This window comes from Agrobacterium sp. 22-210-1 (assembly GCF_053522525.1).
This window is the reverse complement of record NZ_JBNWCI010000002.1, coordinates 845,210-860,596: the sequence shown is the minus strand read 5'-3', so window position 1 is coordinate 860,596 and position 15,387 is coordinate 845,210. Positions and strand designations below refer to the sequence as shown.

The window sequence follows — 15,387 nt, the reverse complement described above, 5'->3', positions numbered from 1 at the left end:
AAATAATATGGGTATGTCAGCAGGTGGCAGCGGCGGCGGTTCCGGTGGACGCCGGGGTGGGCGCGGCGGACGGCGCAAAGGCGGCGCGATCAGCGAGATCAACGTGACGCCGCTCGTCGACGTCATGCTCGTGTTGCTCATCATCTTCATGGTGGCGGCACCGATGATGACGGTCGGCGTGCCGATCGATCTGCCGCAGACATCCGCCAATGCGCTGAATTCGGACACGCAGCCGATCACGATTTCTGTCAATGCCAATGGCCAGATCCATTTGCAGGAAACCGAAATCCAGGCGGCCGAGGTGGCCGACAAGCTGCAGGCGATCGCCACGACAGGTTATAACGAACGTATCTTCGTACGTGCGGATTCCGTTGCCGCATATGGCGTCGTCGCCGATGTGATGGCGCGTATCCAGGCGGCGGGCTTCAAGAATATCGGCCTTGTGACCCAGCAGAAACAGGACAATTGACGTAAAACGATGAAGGGCAGCATCACCACATCCGCGATTGTGCATGCGTCGCTTCTGGCTTTCGCCCTGGTTTCCCTGGGCTCGCCGGAACCGCTAGACGTGTCGCAGGCCGAGGCCTTGCCGGTGGAACTGGTGCCTATCGAGGAGCTGAGCCAGATTCAGCAGGGCGACAAGAACGCTCCGAAAGCGGAGAAGTCGGCCCCTGTTCCGACCACGCGTCCTGACATCGTCGAAAACGCCCAGAATGTCGGCAATAACACGGCCGATATAGAAGCGCCGCCGACGCCGACCACAAAGCCCAACGACAATATCAGCGCCGCTGCTCCGCCAAAGCAGGAGAAGCCGCAGCCGGTCGTCGATACCAAGGCGAATGAAGTAAAGGAAATCGTCAAGGAAGAGACCTCGGCTCCGAAGCCGCAGGAAATGGCCGCCTTGCCGCAGACCAAGCCTGAAATCGCGCCGCAGCCGAAGACGGAGCCGCCGCCGCAGGAAACCAAGGCCGAAGAGCCGCCGCCCGCGCAGCAGGAGCCGGCCGAAATTCCCGTGCCGCAGAACGTGCCGCGTCCGAATTCCCGTCCTGAGCCGCCAAAGCCGGAAGAGCCGAAGCAGGCTGAGACCAAGCCTGCCGAGCAGAAGCCCGCTGAAAAACCGGCCGAGACCAAGCCCGATCAGGCAAAGTCGACCGACAAGCCTTCCGACAAGAAGCCGGGCGAGAAGAAGCAGGAGACGGCGAAATCCGCCTCGTCCAAGGAAAGTGATTTCAACGCCGACGATGTTGCAGCCCTGTTGAACAAGCAGGCGCCCTCCGGTGGCGGGGCGAAGCGGTCGACGCAAACCGCTTCGCTTGGCGGCAAGAAGACAACGGGCGGTTCTACGCTCAGCCAGACGGAAATGGATGCGCTGCGTGGCGCGATCCAGAAGAACTGGCAAATCATTCCCGGCATGGCGGATGCCTCGGACGTTCGCGTTCGGGTCACCATGAAGCTCGACCGTGATGGAACCATCATCGGCCGGCCCGAGATCGAGGCGACGGGTGGTTCCGAAGGAACGCGCCGTGCCCTTTCTGGCGGAGCCTATCGCGCCATCATGCGTTCTGCTCCGTTCACGAACCTTCCTGCCGACAAATATGACGCATGGAACGAAGTCGTTGTGAACTTCGATCCCAGTGAATTGCTATGAATGCTGAAAGGCCTGGCAACATGAAAATATTCTCGCCGATCCGGCTGGTGCTCGCTGTCGCGGCCCTCATGTCGGTTTTCTCCGCACCGGCTTTTGCGCGGGTGGAAATCAACATCAACAAGGGTAACGTCGAGCCGCTGCCCATCGCCATCACCGACTTCATGTCGAGCGACGGTATCGGCGCACAGGTCTCGGCGGTCATCGCCGCCGACCTGCAGCGTTCCGGCCTCTTCGCGCCGGTCAACAAGAGTGCCTTCATCGAAAAGATTACCAGCCCGGATCAGCAGCCACGTTTTGAAGACTGGAAGGTCATCAACGCACAGGCGCTCGTGACTGGCCGCGTGACGCGCGAAAGCGATGGTCGCCTGCGTGCCGAGTTCCGTCTGTGGGATACTTTCGCGGGCCAACAGATGACCGGCCAGCAATTCTTTACCCAGCCGGAAAACTGGCGGCGCGTTGCCCATATCATCGCGGATGCCATCTATGAGCGCATCACCGGTGAGAAGGGCTACTTCGACACCCGCGTCGTTTTCGTCTCCGAAAGCGGCCCGAAGACGGCCCGTAAGCGCCAGCTGTCGATCATGGACCAGGATGGTTTCAACGTCCGCAACCTCACCAATTCGAACGACATCGTTCTGACGCCGCGTTTCTCGCCGAACCGTCAGGAAGTGACATACATGTCTTTCGAGGGTCAGCAGCCGCGCGTTTACCTGTTGCAGCTAGAAACCGGACAGCGCGAAGTCGTCGGCAACTTCCCCGGCATGACGTTCTCGCCACGCTTTTCGCCTGACGGACAAAAGGTTATCATGAGCCTGCAGCAGGATGGCAACGCCAATATCTACACTATGGATTTGCGCTCGCGCACCACGACTCGGCTGACGAACACGTCGGCGATCGATACGGCGCCGTCATTTTCGCCGGATGGTCAGCGCGTCGCCTTTGAAAGCGACCGTGGCGGCCGCCAGCAGATTTACGTGATGAATGCCGATGGTTCCGGCCAGCAGCGTCTTTCTTTCGGCGACGGTTCCTATTCCACGCCGGTATGGTCGCCGCGTGGCGATCTGATCGCCTTTACCAAGCAGTCGGGCGGCAAGTTCTCGATCGGCGTGATGAAGACCGACGGTTCGGGTGAGCGCATTCTGACCAGCGGCTTCCACAATGAAGGCCCCACCTGGGCGCCGAATGGCCGCGTGCTGATGTTCTTCCGCCAGAATGCCGGTGCCGGTGGTCCGCAGCTCTATTCGATCGACCTGACGGGCTACAATGAACAGCTCATCAAGACGCCAACCTTTGCTTCGGACCCGGCATGGTCGCCGCTTCTGGACTGATATTGACTGCCATGGTGGCGCCGGCTCGTCCGGCGCCACCATGTTTTTAAGCATGCCACACGGGAAAGCGCCTCTTTCTTGCCGCAAAGTGTTGTGAGGGAGCAAAAAAGTGGGACATTTCCTTTCTGTTAACCATAAGCGTTTGCCGGCTATTAACCGCGATCAGTTAGTGTCTGGCAACGTTATTGAAATTCCAAGGAGAGACCGGCGATGAGCCGTACACACATTTCGGCACTCAGCCCGATGCAGAAACTGGCCCGTAACCCGGCTGTTATCGCCATGACGCTCGCGCTTGCTCTTGCAGGCTGCGCGAAGAAGAACATGCCGAACAATGCCGGTGAACTCGGTCTCGGTGGCGCAGGTTCCGCAACGCCGGGCTCCCAGCAGGACTTCACGGTCAACGTCGGCGACCGTATCTTCTTCGATACGGACTCGACCTCGATCCGCGCCGATGCGCAGCAGACCCTGCAGCGCCAGGCCCAGTGGCTTGCCCGTTATCCGAACTACGCCATTACGGTCGAAGGCCATGCCGACGAACGTGGTACGCGTGAATACAACCTGGCGCTCGGCGCCCGTCGTGCGGCTTCGACCCGTGACTTCCTGGCCTCCCAGGGCGTACCGGCAAACCGCATGAAGACGATCTCCTACGGCAAGGAACGTCCGGTCGCCGTTTGTGACGACATCTCGTGCTGGTCGCAGAACCGCCGCGCCGTGACAGTTCTTGGTGGCGCGGGCATGTGATTGCCTGACGTTATTGTGATCTTGAATGGAAGGCGGTCTTCGGGCCGCCTTTCGTTTTTTTCATAGTTTGGCCGAAGTTAAGTTGCTTTTTTGGTTGATATGGAAAAAATCCGGCTTGCGCCATTCCGGTGCAAATCAGTTAAGGCAGGACGAATGAGATGAAGAAACTTGTCGTGGCGGGAATGCTGGGGCTTGCAGCCTGCACCGGCTTGAGCGGCATCGCCGTTTCGGGTCCGCTGTTCGGTGCGGGGGGTAGCTTCGGCACGATCAACTCTCAGCAGGCCCCGATTGTGCGGGTTCAGGCCAATGAAGCCTATAAGGTTCAGCAGCTTGAAGAGCAGATCCGGCAGCTCAACGGCCGTATCGAAGAAATGAGCTTCCAGCTTTTGCAGATGCAGGAAACGATCCGCAAGGCGCAGGAAGACAATGAATTCCGCTTCCAGGAACTGGAAAGTGGTAATGCCGGCGGCAAGGGCGCAAGTCCTACGGCGCCGAAAAAGAAGGCGGAGGCCAGTCCGGTAAGTCCGGCCACGCCGCCGACCGACGACGTTGCAACGATCATCGAAACGCCACCCGAGGGTGGCGCTTCCGTTTCGCCGTCTGCTCCATCCAATGCACCGACAGGCGCACCGGGAGAGACGACGCTCGGCTCTATCGAGCTTGATTCCAAGGGAATGCCAATCGGTGGGACGCTAAATCAGGGCGCCAACAATTCTTCCGGCAGTCTTCCCGGTGTGACCACCGGCAATACGCCGCGCAAGACCGATCCGGTCAACACGGCGGCGCTGACCAGCGAGAGCGATATTTATCAGGCCGCTTACGGCCACGTTCTTTCCGGCGATTACAGGCTGGCCGAGCAGGGGTTCCAGCAATACCTGCAGGGTTATCCCAAAGGAACCAAGGCTGCGGATGCGAGCTTCTGGCTGGGCGAGGCGCAATATTCGCAGGGCAAGTTCAACGAGGCGGCTAAAACCTTCCTCAATGGTCATCAGGCCTATGGCAAATCGCCAAAAGCTCCGGAAATGCTGATGAAGCTCGGCATGTCGCTTGCAGCTCTCGACAATACCGAAACCGCCTGCGCCACGCTGCGCGAGGTGCCGAAGCGTTATCCCAGTGCGTCGAAGACCGTACTGAACAAGGTTGCGAGCGAACAGAAGCGGCTGAGCTGCTGATCTTTTTCCTGCCATGGTGGCGGTCTTTCCATGCCGGTTGATGCCCGCATTCTAAGCGAGAACACAGTTGCGCCGCTTGCGGCGGCAAGGTCTTTCGTCGAAAATTTCCGTAAACCCACTCATATCCTCGTCGCAATCTCCGGCGGCAGTGATTCCACCGGCCTGTTGCTGGCATTACATGAGGTAATGACGGAGGCGGGTTGCGACGGATTGCGGCTTTCCGCCATTACTGTCGACCATGCGCTGAGAGCGGAATCCGCCGATGAGGCCCGCAAGGTTGCCGCGCTTTGTGCAGAACTGAATATCTTTCATGCCACGCGCCGATGGGGTGGCATCAAGCCGGCTGCCGGCATATCCGAAGCATCCCGTCTTGCCCGCTACCGCCTGATCGCCGAGGTCGCCCAGGAGGTCGGCGCCGATCTCGTCGTGACTGGGCATACGATCGGCGACCAGCGGGAAACAGTGGCGATGCGTGCCGCCCGCAGCGCGGAGGCTGACAATCTCGGCCTCTCCGGCATGGCGGACGCGGTATTATACGATGGGCGCTATTGGATCATGCGGCCGTTCCTGAAATGTGAGAGGCAGGCAATCCGCGACTACGTATCATCCCGCTCGTGTGGCTGGTTTGATGATCCGAGCAACGAGAATACAAAATATGAGCGCGTGCGCGTGCGGCAGGCGCTTCCCGATTCTCCGGTGCAGCCTGATGCGGAGGCCGCCGTCAAAAGGCAGGCGCTTTCTGAAAAAAGCGCCGATTTCCTGCGCAACCACGCGCAAATCTTTCATGCCGCAGTCGCCAGATTGCCGGTGGACAACAAGCTGGTCGATCCCCCCGAGTTCCGATACGGGCTGGCGGCGCTCATCGCCACGCTTGGCGGGAGGGCCTATTTTCCGGCTGCTCGTAGCATGGCGCGAGTTCTGCAATTTCTCAAAGCCGGTGAAAACGGTCGGATGACAGTTGGCCGCGTTCTGCTCGATCGCAGACGGGATGGGCTTTATATCTTCCGTGAGCAGCGAAACCTGCCGGAGCTTCGTCTCGAGGTTTCCGAACAGGGGCTGTGGGACGATCGCTTTTTTGTGAGGAACGGACCCACATTTCCGATCCGCGTTGCCGCAGCCAGTGTGGGCGGTGCTTCGGAAGCGGCCCGGCTTTTTCCTTCGGTGCCGCCCGGTGTGGCAAAATCGGCGATGGCGGGCCTGCCGCAAATCGCCGCAGCGGTTGCCGGATCGAACTCCCTTGAGGGCGGCGTTGAGATTATGCCAAGGCTTGCACCGTTTGATCTTTTCCTGCCGCGTTTCGACCTTGAGTTGGCGAATGCAATCGCAATTTTATTCGGCCGCCCGGCATATCCACAGCCCCCGGTTTAAATCGGGCCTCTTTTTCGTGAATTGCCTTGGAATACTTTTTACACCAAAACGCATCAGATAACGCCGTTCGCCTTGGCAACGGCAGATGTCGTCCTTATGTTAGGGGCACATAATAGCGGGCAGCAGATATGTCCGTGTGAGTTCGGGGAGTTCGATGAACCCAAATTTCAGAAATTTCGCCTTGTGGGCCGTGATCGCCCTCTTGCTGATCGCGTTGTTCAGCATGTTCCAGACGTCGCCGACGCAAACGGGTTCGCGGGAAATCCCGTATTCCCAGTTTCTTCGTGACGTGGATTCCGGGCGAGTTCGCGACGTGACCGTCACCGGTAACCGGGTTCTCGGAACCTATACCGAAAATGGCACGGCCTTTCAGACCTATTCCCCCGTCATCGACGACAGCTTGATGGAGCGCTTGCAGAGCAAGAACGTCACCATCGTGGCGCGTCCCGAAAGCGACGGCTCCTCCGGCTTTCTGAGCTATCTCGGCACGCTTCTGCCGATGTTCCTCATCCTCGGCGTGTGGCTGTTCTTCATGCGGCAGATGCAGGGCGGCTCGCGCGGCGCGATGGGCTTTGGCAAGTCCAAGGCGAAGTTGCTGACAGAAGCCCATGGCCGTGTGACGTTCGATGATGTTGCAGGCGTGGACGAAGCCAAGCAGGACCTTGAGGAAATTGTTGAATTCCTGCGCGACCCGCAGAAGTTTCAGCGGCTCGGCGGCAAGATCCCGCGCGGCGTGCTGCTGGTCGGCCCGCCCGGTACGGGTAAGACGCTTCTGGCGCGCTCCGTCGCTGGCGAAGCCAATGTGCCGTTCTTCACCATTTCCGGTTCGGACTTCGTGGAAATGTTCGTCGGCGTCGGCGCAAGCCGCGTGCGTGACATGTTCGAGCAGGCCAAGAAGAATGCACCCTGCATCATCTTCATCGACGAAATCGACGCCGTCGGCCGCCATCGTGGCGCCGGTCTTGGCGGCGGTAACGACGAACGCGAACAGACGCTGAACCAGCTGCTGGTCGAGATGGACGGTTTTGAGGCGAATGAAGGCATCATCCTCATCGCCGCCACCAACCGTCCTGATGTTCTTGACCCCGCACTTCTGCGTCCCGGCCGTTTCGACCGTCAGGTCGTTGTGCCGAACCCGGATATTGTTGGCCGCGAGCGCATCCTCAAGGTGCATATCCGCAACGTACCTCTGGCGCCGAATGTCGATCTCAAGGTTCTGGCCCGTGGCACACCCGGCTTTTCGGGCGCGGATCTGATGAACCTCGTCAACGAAGCCGCCTTGATGGCCGCCCGCCGCAACAAGCGCGTGGTCACCATGCAGGAATTCGAGGATGCCAAGGACAAGATCATGATGGGTGCGGAACGCCGCTCTTCCGCCATGACCGAGGCCGAAAAGAAGTTGACCGCCTATCATGAGGCCGGTCATGCGATTACTGCGCTGAAGGTTGCCGTGGCCGATCCGTTGCACAAGGCAACGATCATCCCGCGCGGCCGTGCGCTTGGTATGGTCATGCAGCTGCCGGAAGGCGACCGCTACTCCATGAGCTACAAGTGGATGGTGTCGCGCCTCGTCATCATGATGGGTGGCCGTGTTGCCGAGGAACTGACCTTCGGCAAGGAAAACATCACGTCAGGCGCGTCTTCGGATATTGAGCAGGCCACCAAGCTTGCCCGCGCGATGGTGACACAATGGGGCTTCTCCGACGCTCTCGGCCAGGTGGCCTATGGTGAAAACCAGCAGGAAGTGTTCCTTGGCCATTCCGTCTCTCAGTCGAAGAACGTCTCCGAGGCGACGGCGCAGACCATCGACACCGAAGTTCGACGTCTGATCGACGAGGCCTATACCGAGGCACGGCGTATCCTCACGGACAACCACGATGGCTTTGTGGCAATTGCCGAGGGCCTTCTCGAATATGAGACCCTGACGGGCGACGAGATCAAGGCATTGCTGAGGGGCGAGAAGCCCGCGCGTGATCTGGGTGACGATTCTCCGGGCAGCCGTGGTTCGGCGGTGCCGAAGGCCGGTGCCAAGAAGGACGGGCCCAGTGAAGTGAAGGGTGACGGCGAAGCCAAGGGCGACGGCGAGGCCGAAGGCGGCATGGAGCCGCAGCCGCACTGATTGCCGGTACCAAGGCAAGCTATTGTAAAAGGCCATCCGGTTTTCCGGGTGGCCTTTTCAGTTTGGTAACAAGATATAAGCCATTTTTGCGGTAATTTACGTGCTGTTTATCGTGGTTTGTGGCATCTAGCCAAAAAACGCTTCCGGCTGTTTCACCCTTTGCCGGAATGCTGGAAAAGATTTGGAGTTCAAATGGCACGCCGTTATTTCGGAACCGATGGTATCCGCGGACAATCGAACGTCTTCCCCATGACGCCGGATCTGGCGATGCGTGTGGGCATTGCCGTCGGCACGATCTTCCGGCGTGGCCATCATCGCCATCGCGTCGTGATCGGCAAGGATACCCGGCTTTCGGGCTATATGCTGGAGAATGCGCTGGTTGCCGGTTTTACCGCCGCCGGCCTTGATGTCTTCCTGCTCGGGCCTATTCCGACGCCGGCCGTCGCCATGCTCACCCGCTCGCTGCGCGCCGATATCGGCGTGATGATCTCGGCCTCACATAACCCGTTCTCGGATAATGGCATCAAGCTTTTCGGGCCTGACGGATACAAGCTTTCCGACGAGCTGGAACTGGAGATCGAAGATCTTCTCGACAAGGATATATACGCGCAGCTGGCGAAGCCCAGCGAGATCGGCCGCGCCAAGCGCGTGGATGGCGATATCTACCGCTATATCGAATTCGTCAAACGCACCTTGCCGCGTGATGTGACGCTGAGCGGCCTGCGGATCGCCATCGACTGCGCCAATGGCGCAGCCTACAAGGTGGCTCCGGCGGCACTCTGGGAACTCGGCGCTGAAGTCGTCACCATCGGCAATGAGCCGAATGGCATCAATATCAACCTCGAATGCGGCTCCACCCATCCGGAAGCCCTGCAGAAGAAGGTACATGAAGTGCGGGCCGATATCGGCATCGCGCTCGATGGCGATGCGGATCGTGTCATCATCGTCGATGAACGCGGCGAGATCGTTGATGGCGACCAGCTGATGGCGGTCATCGCCGATAGCTGGGCCGACGATAACACGCTGCGCGGCGGCGGTATTGTCGCGACCGTCATGTCCAACCTTGGCCTGGAGCGGTTCCTCGGCGACAAGGGCCTCACTCTTGCCCGCACCAAGGTCGGCGACCGTTATGTGGTCGAGCACATGCGCAACCACAATTTCAACGTCGGCGGTGAGCAGTCCGGCCATATCGTATTGTCGGATTACGGCACGACCGGTGATGGCCTTGTCGCAGCATTGCAGGTTCTCGCCAAGGTCAAGCGTTCCGGCCGCACGGTCAGTGAAGTCTGCCGGAAGTTTGAGCCGGTGCCGCAGCTCTTGAAAAATGTGCGCATTTCCGGCGGCAAGCCGCTTGAAAATCCGGTCGTGCTGCAGGCAATCGCCGATGCGGAAAGCGCGCTGGCCAATAATGGCCGTCTCGTCATCCGTCCTTCCGGCACCGAGCCGCTGATCCGCGTCATGGCGGAGGGCGACGATAGCGCAAAAGTCGAAAAGATCGTCAACGATCTGGTCGGCGTCATCTCCAGCGCCCGTTCGGCCGCCTGAGTTATCGCGACAGTAACGAAAGACAAAAGCCGGCCTTTAAGCCGGCTTTTTCTTTGCGTGTTTGCTAATAAATATAGTGAATGATCGTGGTTAATCGGGACTTAACCATTTTACGCCACTCTCCGTGACTGAACAGTTCACTGGCAGCTGCCGCAACGCACGTGCCTATTCTGGAGTGGAAGTCATGAAAAACGCCCTGGCCGGATTTCTGGCCGTTCTGCTGACCGGCACAAGCGCCGTCGGCGCCGACCTTTACCAAGCCGAACCAGCGCCCGCCTATGTCGAGGCGCCGGAAGTTCAGATCACGCAGTCCAGCGGCTGGTATCTGCGCGGCGACGTCGGTTATTCCTTCAACAAGCTGCGCGGCGCCCATTATTATCAGGGCGGACCGGGTGGTTATCTGCAGGATTTCGATACGGCTGATATCAAGGACAGTTATGTCGTCGGCGCCGGTGTCGGTTATCAGTTCAACAACTATTTCCGCAGTGACGTGACCTTCGACTATATGGGCAAATCGGATTTCCGTGGCTCCACGAGCGGTTTCTGCGGCTCCGTTCCGGGTCGCTGTGTTTCGGCTGATCTCAGCTCGCTGAGGGCCTACACGCTGATGGCCAACGCCTATGTCGATCTCGGCACTTATGGCCGTGTCACGCCTTATGTCGGCGGCGGTATCGGTGGCTCCTACGTCAAGTGGGACAAGCTGCGCAACACATCATGCAGCGTCAATGGCCTGGGCTGCGACCCGACCACCGAGCACGGCGGCAAGGGCAAGTGGCGCTTCGCTTATGCCCTGATGGCAGGTGCTTCGATCGACGTCACCTGTAACCTGAAGGCTGATATCGGCTATCGTTTCCGCCACATCAACAAGGGCGATATGTTCGCTTACGAGAATGGCGGCGGTCCGGGCCGTGACAAGGGCCTTTATTCGCATGAAGTGCGCGTCGGTGGCCGTTATGTCTTCAACGGTTGCGATACGGCGCAATATATGCCGCCTGCCGATATTCCGCTGCAGCCTGCCGTTTACAAATAAACGTCACGCCAGACTGATAGCTTCAAGCCGCCTGCATCCTCCTTGGGTGCAGGCGGTTTTGTTTTAGCGGCTTGGCGCATGACGCATATGGACCAAAATTCTTCTGCGCAGCGACATATTCCGCTTGACTGAGATCGGCGACAGGAATAGCAACGACGGCAGGACACCTCTCCCTAACGAGAGGCGCCTATCTGAAAGGGTAGTCAAATGACAGATATCGTGAAGCCGGACCTCCGTCCGGGCAATGCACATTTTTCTTCTGGTCCCTGCTCGAAGCGTCCCGGTTGGTCGTTAGATGCTCTCTCCGATGCACCGCTCGGTCGCTCGCATCGCGCCAAGGTTGGCAAAGCCAAGCTGAAGCAGGCCATCGATCTCACCCGTGAAATTCTTGATGTTCCCGCCGATTATCGCATCGGCATCGTTCCTGCATCCGACACCGGCGCTGTTGAAATGGCGCTCTGGTCGCTGCTCGGTGAACGTGGCGTCGATATGGTCGCCTGGGAAAGCTTCGGCGCCGGCTGGGTCACAGACGTCGTCAAGCAGCTGAAGCTGAAGGACGTGCGCAAGTTCGAGGCCGATTATGGCCTGTTGCCGAACCTTGCTGAAGTCGATTTCGACCGTGACGTGGTTTTCACCTGGAATGGCACGACATCAGGCGTTCGTGTTCCCAATGCCGATTTCATTCCGGCCGACCGCAAGGGCCTGACCATCTGCGATGCCACCTCGGCAGCCTTCGCGCAGGACATGGACTTTACGAAACTCGACGTCGTCACCTTCTCCTGGCAGAAGGTTCTGGGCGGCGAGGGCGGCCATGGCGTCATCATTCTTTCGCCCCGCGCTGTCGAGCGCCTGCTGAGCTACTCGCCGGCATGGCCGCTGCCGAAAATCTTCCGCATGGTCTCCGGCGGCAAGCTGATCGAAGGTATCTTCACCGGCGAAACCATCAACACCCCGTCCATGCTTTGCGTTGAGGACTATATCGACGCGCTGCTGTGGGCGAAGAACCTCGGTGGCCTCAAGGCGCTGATCGGCCGTGCCGATGCCAATGCCAAGGTTATCTACGACTTCATCGAGAAGAATAGCTGGATCGCCAATCTGGCCGTCAAGCCGGAAACCCGTTCCAACACCTCCGTCTGCCTGAAGATCGTCGATCCCGAAGTACAGGCGCTGGACGCGGCCGCACAGGCCGATTTCGCCAAGGGCGTCGTTGCCCTGCTCGAGAAGGAAAATGTCGCCCTCGATATCGGCGCTTACCGTGACGCCCCGTCCGGTCTGCGTATCTGGGCCGGCGCAACCATCGAGACGGCGGATATGGAAGCCGTCATGCCTTGGCTCGCCTGGGCCTACCAGACGCAGAAGGCAGCACTTTCCAAGGCTGCCGCCTGATTTAGATACCGGCCCTGCGCTGATGCAGGGCCGCGCATTCCCCGCTTTCAAAACTGCACCATTTTTCAAGGAGCCCGTAAACCATGGCACCTCGCGTACTCGTATCCGACGAACTGTCGGAAACCGCCGTCCAGATTTTCCGCGATCGTGGCGTCGAAGTCGATTTCCAGCCGAAGCTCGGCAAGGACAAGGACAAGCTTGCCGAAATCATCGGCAATTACGATGGTCTGGCCATCCGTTCCGCCACCAAGGCAACCGAAAAGCTGATCGAGGCGGCGACCAACCTCAAGGTCATCGGCCGCGCCGGTATCGGCGTCGACAATGTCGATATTCCGGCAGCCTCGCGCCGCGGTATCATCGTCATGAACACGCCTTTCGGCAACTCCATCACCACTGCGGAACATGCGATTGCGCTGATGTTCGCCGTCGCCCGCCAGCTTCCGGCCGCAGACAGCTCCACGCAGGCCGGCAAGTGGGAAAAGTCAAAATTCATGGGTGTCGAAATCACCGGCAAGACGCTCGGCGTCATCGGCGCCGGCAATATCGGCTCCATCGTCTGCTCGCGTGCGCTGGGCTTGAAGATGCATGTTCTCGCCTATGACCCCTTCCTCTCGCCGGAGCGTGCGCAGGAAATGGGCGTCACCAAGGTTGAGCTGGACGAACTGCTGGCCCAGGCCGATTTCATCACCCTGCACGTGCCGATGACCGACAAGACGCGCGGCATCCTCAATGCAGAGAACCTTGCCAAGACCAAGAAGGGCGTTCGTATCGTCAACTGCGCCCGTGGCGGTCTGGTGGATGAAGCGGCGCTTGCCGAAGCCATCAAGTCCGGCCATGTCGCCGGCGCCGGTTTCGACGTGTTCGAAGTCGAGCCCGCCACCGAGAGCCCGCTTTTCGGCCTGCCGAACGTCGTCTGCACCCCGCATCTTGGCGCATCCACCACGGAAGCGCAGGAAAACGTCGCTCTTCAGGTTGCCGAGCAGATGTCGGATTACCTCGTCAAGGGTGCGGTTTCCAACGCCATCAACATGCCGTCGATCACGGCTGAAGAAGCACCGCGCCTGAAGCCCTTCATCCGTCTGGCGGATGTTCTCGGCTCCTTCGTCGGTCAGGTGCAGGAAAGCGCCACCAAGGAAATCGAAATCCTTTATGACGGCGCAACCGCCAACATGAACACCAAGGCATTGACCAGTGCGTTGCTGGCCGGCCTGATCCGCAGCCAGGTTGCCGATGTGAACATGGTTTCGGCACCTGTCATGATCAAGGAAAAGGGCATCATCCTGTCCGAAGTCAAGCGCGACAAGACCGGCGTTTATGACGGTTACATCAAGCTGACGGTCAAGACGGAAAACCAGATCCGCTCGGTCGCCGGCACGGTGTTCTCGGATGGCAAGCCACGCTTCATCCAGATCAAGAACATCAACATGGATGCCGATGTCGGTTCGCACATGATCTACATCACCAATACCGACGTTCCCGGCATGATCGGCTTCATGGGCACGACGCTTGGTGAAGCTGGCGTCAACATTGCCAACTTCCAGCTTGGCCGTGAAAAAGAAGCCGGCGACGCCATCGCGCTGCTTTATGTCGATGGTCCGGTTTCCGAAACCGTGCTGGACAAGCTGCGCGCCAACCCGGCGATCCGCCAGGTCAAGCCGCTGACTTTCAACGTCGACTGATACCCATCGTTCCTCCCAAGGGGACAATAAGGCCCGGTTCAGGGGAGACCCTGTGCCGGGTTTTTCGTTTTTCCGACCATTGATTTCACGGCAATGTGCGACCGTCTCGCGTGTCGGTTGCGTATCACGAAAAATTTAAGCCGGGTGGTCTAAAAATGATGATCATGAGTTGCTATATCGCCTGCTGACATGCCGCTCATGGGAGGGCGGCCAACAGGAGATAGTGATGTTTGCTGCCTTTCGGCGCTTCAAGGGTTTGTTCGCAGTCGCCGCACTTGGTATCGCGGTGTCTTTCGTGGCGGTTGATATGGCCGAGGCACGCCGTGCCGGCGGTGGTTTCGGCAGCCGTGGTACGCGGACATATTCAGCACCACCTTCGACCACCACTGCACCGGGCCAGACCGCGCCGATTAATCGCAGCATGACCCCCAATACCAACCAGGCGGTACCGGGTGCTGCCCAGCCGGCGCGCCCCGGTGCGCAGGCGGCCCCGCAGCAGAGCCGTGGCCTGTTTGGCGGCATGATGGGTGGTCTTATGGGCGGCCTGTTGATGGGCGGCCTGTTCGGCATGCTGATGGGCGGCGGTTTTGGCGGTATGGCCGGTTTCTTCGGCATGCTGATGCAGGTACTGCTTATCGGTGGTCTGGTGATGCTCGCCATGCGTTTCTTCGCATCGCGCCGTCAGGGCCAGCCCGCTTATGGTGCAGCCGGCGGCTCGCAGCGCACGGATCATTCCGGTTCCTCCTTTAATGGTGGCTCGCAGGCAGGTCCTTCCGCATCCTCGTTCAAAATCCCGAAGATCGGCGCGCTTGCCGGTGCTGCGGGCGGCGCGGCCGCGGCCACTGCCGCAACGGCCAAGCCGGTGGCGCACGCCAACGCCATTTCGGAAGGCGATGAAATCGGCATCACCCAGGGCGACCTCGAAACCTTCCAGAAAATGCTGGAAGACGTCCAGTCGGCCTATGCTGCAGAGGATTACGGCACGTTGCGCAAGCTGACGACCCCGGAAGCCATGTCCTATCTCGCCGAGGAACTGAGCGACAATGCCACGAGCGGTGTGAAAAACGACGTCCGCGACGTGACGCTGTTGCAGGGCGATGTCGCCGAAGCCTGGCATGAAGAGGGCCAGGATTATGCGACGGTGGCCATGCGCTACTCCGCCATCGACATCATGCGCGATCGCACCTCGGGCAAGGTTATCGAGGGTGACGAGAACAAGCCTTCCGAAGCGGTGGAAATGTGGACCTTCGTGCGCCGTGGCGGCAACGACAACTGGCAGGTCGCCGCCATTCAGGCTGCCGCCTGAGGCGATAGCGAGTTTCTTTTTTAAACTGAGCGGCCCGGAGGTTTACCAACCTCCGGGCTTTCGTT

General features: G+C 59.5%; 12 protein-coding genes. All 12 read left to right on the top strand.

What is annotated here, in order from left to right:
- Positions 1-7 precede the first annotated feature (7 nt).
- The 12 genes from tolR to ACQZ5F_RS16915 all read left to right on the top strand — a co-directional run bounded on the left by tolR (position 8) and on the right by ACQZ5F_RS16915 (position 15,322).
- Positions 8-469 (top strand): protein TolR, encoded by a 462-nt coding sequence (gene tolR, locus ACQZ5F_RS16970; protein ID WP_003506238.1) that lies wholly within the window; start codon positions 8-10, stop codon positions 467-469.
- Between the two features lie 9 nt (positions 470-478).
- The gene (locus ACQZ5F_RS16965; RefSeq protein ID WP_052819458.1) at positions 479-1,648 is read left to right on the top strand and encodes a hypothetical protein; all 1,170 of its coding nucleotides are present in this window, start codon (positions 479-481) and stop codon (positions 1,646-1,648) included.
- 20 nt (positions 1,649-1,668) lie between these two features.
- Positions 1,669-2,976, top strand: coding sequence for a Tol-Pal system beta propeller repeat protein TolB (tolB, locus tag ACQZ5F_RS16960; protein ID WP_052819686.1), 1,308 nt, complete (start codon positions 1,669-1,671; stop codon positions 2,974-2,976).
- A gap of 210 nt (positions 2,977-3,186) precedes the next feature.
- A complete protein-coding gene (pal, locus tag ACQZ5F_RS16955) occupies positions 3,187-3,717 on the top strand; it encodes a peptidoglycan-associated lipoprotein Pal (RefSeq protein WP_046799894.1) in 531 nt (176 codons plus the stop codon).
- Positions 3,718-3,875: 158 nt separating this feature from the next.
- Entirely contained in the window at positions 3,876-4,889 is a 1,014-nt protein-coding gene (ybgF, locus tag ACQZ5F_RS16950) for a tol-pal system protein YbgF (RefSeq protein WP_225338767.1), read from the top strand.
- A 30-nt stretch (positions 4,890-4,919) separates the two neighbouring features.
- Positions 4,920-6,257 carry a tRNA lysidine(34) synthetase TilS gene (gene tilS / locus ACQZ5F_RS16945; protein WP_225244099.1) on the top strand — a complete coding sequence of 446 codons (1,338 nt, stop codon included), beginning with the start codon at positions 4,920-4,922 and terminating at the stop codon, positions 6,255-6,257.
- Positions 6,258-6,411: 154 nt separating this feature from the next.
- Positions 6,412-8,376 (top strand): ATP-dependent zinc metalloprotease FtsH, encoded by a 1,965-nt coding sequence (gene ftsH, locus ACQZ5F_RS16940; RefSeq protein WP_046799891.1) that lies wholly within the window; start codon positions 6,412-6,414, stop codon positions 8,374-8,376.
- Between the two features lie 192 nt (positions 8,377-8,568).
- Positions 8,569-9,921 carry a phosphoglucosamine mutase gene (gene glmM, locus ACQZ5F_RS16935; protein WP_046799890.1) on the top strand — a complete coding sequence of 451 codons (1,353 nt, stop codon included), beginning with the start codon at positions 8,569-8,571 and terminating at the stop codon, positions 9,919-9,921.
- 184 nt (positions 9,922-10,105) lie between these two features.
- Positions 10,106-10,951 (top strand): outer membrane protein, encoded by an 846-nt coding sequence (locus ACQZ5F_RS16930; protein ID WP_052819461.1) that lies wholly within the window; start codon positions 10,106-10,108, stop codon positions 10,949-10,951.
- Between the two features lie 207 nt (positions 10,952-11,158).
- On the top strand, positions 11,159-12,337 hold the full coding sequence (locus ACQZ5F_RS16925; protein WP_225338766.1) for a phosphoserine transaminase: 1,179 nt from the start codon (positions 11,159-11,161) through the stop codon (positions 12,335-12,337).
- 83 nt (positions 12,338-12,420) lie between these two features.
- Positions 12,421-14,016: a phosphoglycerate dehydrogenase gene (serA, locus tag ACQZ5F_RS16920; RefSeq protein WP_046799887.1), complete on the top strand. Its 1,596-nt coding sequence runs from the start codon at positions 12,421-12,423 to the stop codon at positions 14,014-14,016.
- Between the two features lie 226 nt (positions 14,017-14,242).
- Positions 14,243-15,322 carry a Tim44 domain-containing protein gene (locus tag ACQZ5F_RS16915; protein ID WP_225338765.1) on the top strand — a complete coding sequence of 360 codons (1,080 nt, stop codon included), beginning with the start codon at positions 14,243-14,245 and terminating at the stop codon, positions 15,320-15,322.
- Positions 15,323-15,387: the final 65 nt, after the last annotated feature.

What these genes read in the sequence shown, in the direction of transcription:
- tolR (WP_003506238.1), top strand. Translation starts at nt 8, where the DNA reads ATGGGTATGTCAGCAGGTGGCAGCGGCGGCGGTTCCGGTGGACGCCGG.
- ACQZ5F_RS16965 (WP_052819458.1), top strand. Translation starts at nt 479, where the DNA reads ATGAAGGGCAGCATCACCACATCCGCGATTGTGCATGCGTCGCTTCTG.
- tolB (WP_052819686.1), top strand. Translation starts at nt 1,669, where the DNA reads ATGAAAATATTCTCGCCGATCCGGCTGGTGCTCGCTGTCGCGGCCCTC.
- pal (WP_046799894.1), top strand. Translation starts at nt 3,187, where the DNA reads ATGAGCCGTACACACATTTCGGCACTCAGCCCGATGCAGAAACTGGCC.
- ybgF (WP_225338767.1), top strand. Translation starts at nt 3,876, where the DNA reads ATGAAGAAACTTGTCGTGGCGGGAATGCTGGGGCTTGCAGCCTGCACC.
- tilS (WP_225244099.1), top strand. Translation starts at nt 4,920, where the DNA reads ATGCCGGTTGATGCCCGCATTCTAAGCGAGAACACAGTTGCGCCGCTT.
- ftsH (WP_046799891.1), top strand. Translation starts at nt 6,412, where the DNA reads ATGAACCCAAATTTCAGAAATTTCGCCTTGTGGGCCGTGATCGCCCTC.
- glmM (WP_046799890.1), top strand. Translation starts at nt 8,569, where the DNA reads ATGGCACGCCGTTATTTCGGAACCGATGGTATCCGCGGACAATCGAAC.
- ACQZ5F_RS16930 (WP_052819461.1), top strand. Translation starts at nt 10,106, where the DNA reads ATGAAAAACGCCCTGGCCGGATTTCTGGCCGTTCTGCTGACCGGCACA.
- ACQZ5F_RS16925 (WP_225338766.1), top strand. Translation starts at nt 11,159, where the DNA reads ATGACAGATATCGTGAAGCCGGACCTCCGTCCGGGCAATGCACATTTT.
- serA (WP_046799887.1), top strand. Translation starts at nt 12,421, where the DNA reads ATGGCACCTCGCGTACTCGTATCCGACGAACTGTCGGAAACCGCCGTC.
- ACQZ5F_RS16915 (WP_225338765.1), top strand. Translation starts at nt 14,243, where the DNA reads ATGTTTGCTGCCTTTCGGCGCTTCAAGGGTTTGTTCGCAGTCGCCGCA.